The organism is Microcystis sp. M53603_WE2, from assembly GCF_030065435.1.
This window is the reverse complement of the sequence record NZ_JASJFF010000557.1, coordinates 1-3,601: the sequence shown is the minus strand read 5'-3', so window position 1 is coordinate 3,601 and position 3,601 is coordinate 1. Positions and strand designations below refer to the sequence as shown.

Below are 3,601 nucleotides of genomic sequence, written 5' to 3'. Positions count from 1 at the left end.
TGATCTCGTCCGACTCGATTTCTCAGGGGCTTGGGGGCCGATTGTCCCACAAAAGGCAATACAATAAATTCGGTGATTTTAGCTGGATAATTATTTTCTAGGGCGATTTCTTGCTGTTTTCTAATTTTTTCAAGGTGCTGCACCTGTTGGCTAGGGGTTTCAATATGACCGCAGAGCATGGTACTGGTGGTATGTAACCCCAAGCGATGAGCAATACCGACTATTTCTAACCAAGTGGCGGCATCGATTTTTTCTGGACAAATTACCCGTCTTACCTCATCCACCAACACCTCGGCAGCCGTCCCCGGGAGAGAATTGACTCCTGCTTCTTGCAGGGAAGCGATAACTTTTTCGTAACTTAAACCGTCTTCCCTAGCGATAAATTGGACTTCTTGGGGCGAAAAAGCGTGTAAATGCAGGTTGGGAAAGGCTTGTTTCAGGTTTTTAACAATTTCGAGGTAATAGTCTAAGGAATTGCCCTTAATCTTGGCTTTTGGGTTTAATCCCCCCTGCATACAAATTTCCGTCGCCCCACGACGGACGGCATCCGCCGCTTTAGCGATAATTTCCTCTAAATTAAGCCAGAAGGCCCCTTCTTCATTTTCATCGCGTCTGAATGCACAAAAACTGCAATGCTGCTCACAAATGTTACTAAAATTAATGTTGCGATTGATAACGTAGGTGACGGTATCTCCTGCCTGTTGACGACGCAAAAGGTCGGCCGTTTCCCGAATCTGGGCAATTAAACGGTTATCGGTAGTTTCTAGCAAGATAATCGCTTCTTTTGCCGATAAATTTGCCCCTGACCGCGCTTTTGCCAAAATATCGGTTACGGGTGCGGTGATGGAGGAGTTAGTCACGGGAGATAAATATTAAGGGTTGCCGATCCTAATTGTAGAACGAGGTCAGAAGGAACAGTAAAGAAAGAGAGCCGATTTAATCCTTTTTCTGTTCCCTATTCCCTTGTCTGCACGCGGTAATTTCCGGTTGAGAGCCTTTATTGCAGGGTGGTTTGTTTTTCCTGTTCTTTTTGTTGACGTTTTTTCTTTTCTGCTTCTAGGGCATCTTCGATCACCTTGAGCAGCTGATCCATTTTATCAAGATTACCGCGATAAACATCGAGGTCTTTTTGCAGTTTCTCGCTGGAGAGACGGAGAATTTCTGAGAACTTTTGCAAAATTTGTTCGCGTTTTTCTTTTTCCTTGATCATGTCCGGTTGTGCTTCCGCCAAAATAGTATAGAGACCGATGGCAAACAGGCGACTATACTTAAACTTAGGCGCGTTGATAACCGAAACTAAACTATCAGACAACTGATTGTTACCACCCAGAGCAGGGTTTTGCAGTTGGGAAAGCAAGGAATCAATATTAGTTTCTTTGGCAATAGCGATCATATTTTCGGCATCACGACGATAGACTTCGGGATTACCGTTAACCGCTTGGCACAAAGCATTAAAAATATTCGGTTTATCCTCCCCCGGACGATAGCCTTCCATGAACTTCTCGAAAGAAGTAACCACACCAAGGGCATAAATTGGATCATAATGGAAATCTACATTAACGGAGAGCAGGTGCATCTCGACTAATAATTCCTCAACCACGCGCCGATACACCGAATTGATGGGGCGGGTGTGGCGAGTATAAAAATCACGCTTACTATCGGAAACAGTACGAATTTTGTCCACAGAACCAAACTTCATAAAAATTTAACACTGCTCTCATTTTCCCCCTTCTGGTTCCCCCTGACAAGGCCGGTGATCACCAAAGAGCCGCCAACGGTCAGTCCAGAGAGAGCAAAAGAGCGAGTAAGATATAAAGATAAGGACATGGGAAAATCGAGATAATTAGCCGATACTGCCTCTACCAATCGCTTTTTTACTTTTCACTTTTCAGTTGACTATATGGCCAATCAAGACGACAAAATCAAAATTATCACTGATAACCGGCAAGCGCGCCATCTCTACGAGATTTTAGAGACTTTTGAAGCGGGGGTGCAGTTGCTGGGGACCGAGGTTAAATCCGTGCGTGCCGGTAAGGTAAACCTGCGGGATGGTTACGTTTTAGTCCGCAATGGTGAAGCGGTGTTAATTAATGTTCATATTTCCCCCTACGAACAGAGTAGCGAATATTTTAATCACGACCCGCGCCGGACGAGAAAATTGTTGATGCACAAAAAGGAAATCAGCAAACTCATCGGTCAAGTGGAACAGAAAGGCTTAACTCTTGTGCCTTTGAAGATGTATTTTAAAGGTAGTTGGGTAAAAATCAGCATTGGCCTCGGTAGAGGCAAGAAATTACACGATAAACGCGAAGATTTGAAACGTCGTCAGGATCAACGGGATATGGCGCGAGCGATGAAGCGTTAACCAAGACACTTATCGGACTGGCAAAGGTCTAGGTAAGAAACGATCGGGTTTTGTTACAGTTGAACTGTATTAGGCTCCTTGCGGCCGTCACCATCCCCCTCACTTTGGGTTAAAATTTATGTTAAAACTCTTGACAAAAATAATTAAATATGCCAAGGCACCCGCTTTAATTGCTCTATCTTTAGCTGTGGGTGCGGGGATTATTTTACCAAAAATAACTTTAGCCAATGGCAACCCCGGCCTAACAATTTTTAGTGGAGTCGATCGCAAGGATATCTTAGATTATTTTTTGCAATTTGGCGGTCGTCCCAAGCAAATGGATCGTTATAAACTCTATATTCCCGCGAAAAAACTCTCCCAAGGGGCTTCAGCTTTTTTTATTTCCTATCCCGATTATTTTAACGGCCAGTTTGACACCAATAAAATCGAGGTACGCATCAACGGCAAATCTTTACCTTTAAAGGAAGTGGTTTGGGATAAGGATAGTCGCATTATTCAAATTGTCCCCGAACAAGCGATCGATCCGACCAGCAAAGTTGAAATCGTCATGTCTAATGTCAGAAATCCTGAATTAGGCACTTATTACTTTACCTGTGATGTGATTGCCTCTGGCAATATTCCCGTCCGTCTCTACGTTGGGACTTGGATTGTCAGTATCGAACCTTAAGTAGGGTTTGCGGCAAAAAGTTTTTCGTGGGGGTAGGGTGTGGGGTGTGGGGTGTGGGGTGTGGGGTGTGGGGTGTGGGGTGTGGGGATAATAAATAAAAGCTGCCTTCTGCCTTCTGCCTTCTGCCTCCTGCCTTCGTTAACGGGGATAGGGAAATGGGGGAATGGGGGAATGGGGGAATGGGGGAATTTAACTAAAACCCCAAAACCCTAACACCCTCTCAGTCTGAGAAAAAGTCAACCAAAGTCAACTATTTGCCTCCGAGTTGCTAAAATCTGAGTAGTTTTCACCTATAGACTCGTTGGCTGGGGAATTTTCTTCGGAGTTTGAGTTTTTGCCACTGCCTTTGTGAGAATTTTTGCCCCCTTCCCGTCCGATAGCTGCCATGTGGGCGCGATCTCGGCTAACCGCTTCACCACCTTTTCGTCCCGCTTCGCGAGCCTCTTCGGAGGTAAATTCGTGGGCTGTACCTTTTTGATGAGCAGCTTTACCACCTTTACTAGCGATTTCCCGTTGTTTAGCTTGATCCATAGAGGCAAAACCGCGTTTACTCTTACCTGTCATAATAT

The 3,601-nt window shown here is 44.8% G+C and carries 5 protein-coding genes; 2 read left to right on the top strand and 3 right to left on the bottom strand.

Annotated elements, in window-relative coordinates; genetic code table 11:
- The coding region (locus PX481_RS11615) for a CofH family radical SAM protein (protein WP_288094618.1) at positions 1-860 on the bottom strand (860 nt) is incomplete at its 3' end.
- 137 nt (positions 861-997) lie between these two features.
- The gene (gene psb29, locus PX481_RS11610; protein ID WP_170863942.1) at positions 998-1,684 is read right to left on the bottom strand and encodes a photosystem II biogenesis protein Psp29; all 687 of its coding nucleotides are present in this window, start codon (positions 1,682-1,684) and stop codon (positions 998-1,000) included.
- A gap of 216 nt (positions 1,685-1,900) precedes the next feature.
- On the opposite strand from psb29, the gene smpB reads away from it, so the two are divergent.
- On the top strand, positions 1,901-2,365 hold the full coding sequence (smpB, locus tag PX481_RS11605) for an SsrA-binding protein SmpB (RefSeq protein WP_002732921.1): 465 nt from the start codon (positions 1,901-1,903) through the stop codon (positions 2,363-2,365).
- A gap of 118 nt (positions 2,366-2,483) precedes the next feature.
- Entirely contained in the window at positions 2,484-3,032 is a 549-nt protein-coding gene (locus PX481_RS11600) for a DUF2808 domain-containing protein (protein WP_288094617.1), read from the top strand.
- A 246-nt stretch (positions 3,033-3,278) separates the two neighbouring features.
- Here the strand turns inward: PX481_RS11600 and PX481_RS11595 are convergent, their stop codons facing one another.
- On the bottom strand, positions 3,279-3,596 hold the full coding sequence (locus PX481_RS11595; protein WP_002761051.1) for a KGG domain-containing protein: 318 nt from the start codon (positions 3,594-3,596) through the stop codon (positions 3,279-3,281).
- Positions 3,597-3,601 lie beyond the last annotated feature (5 nt).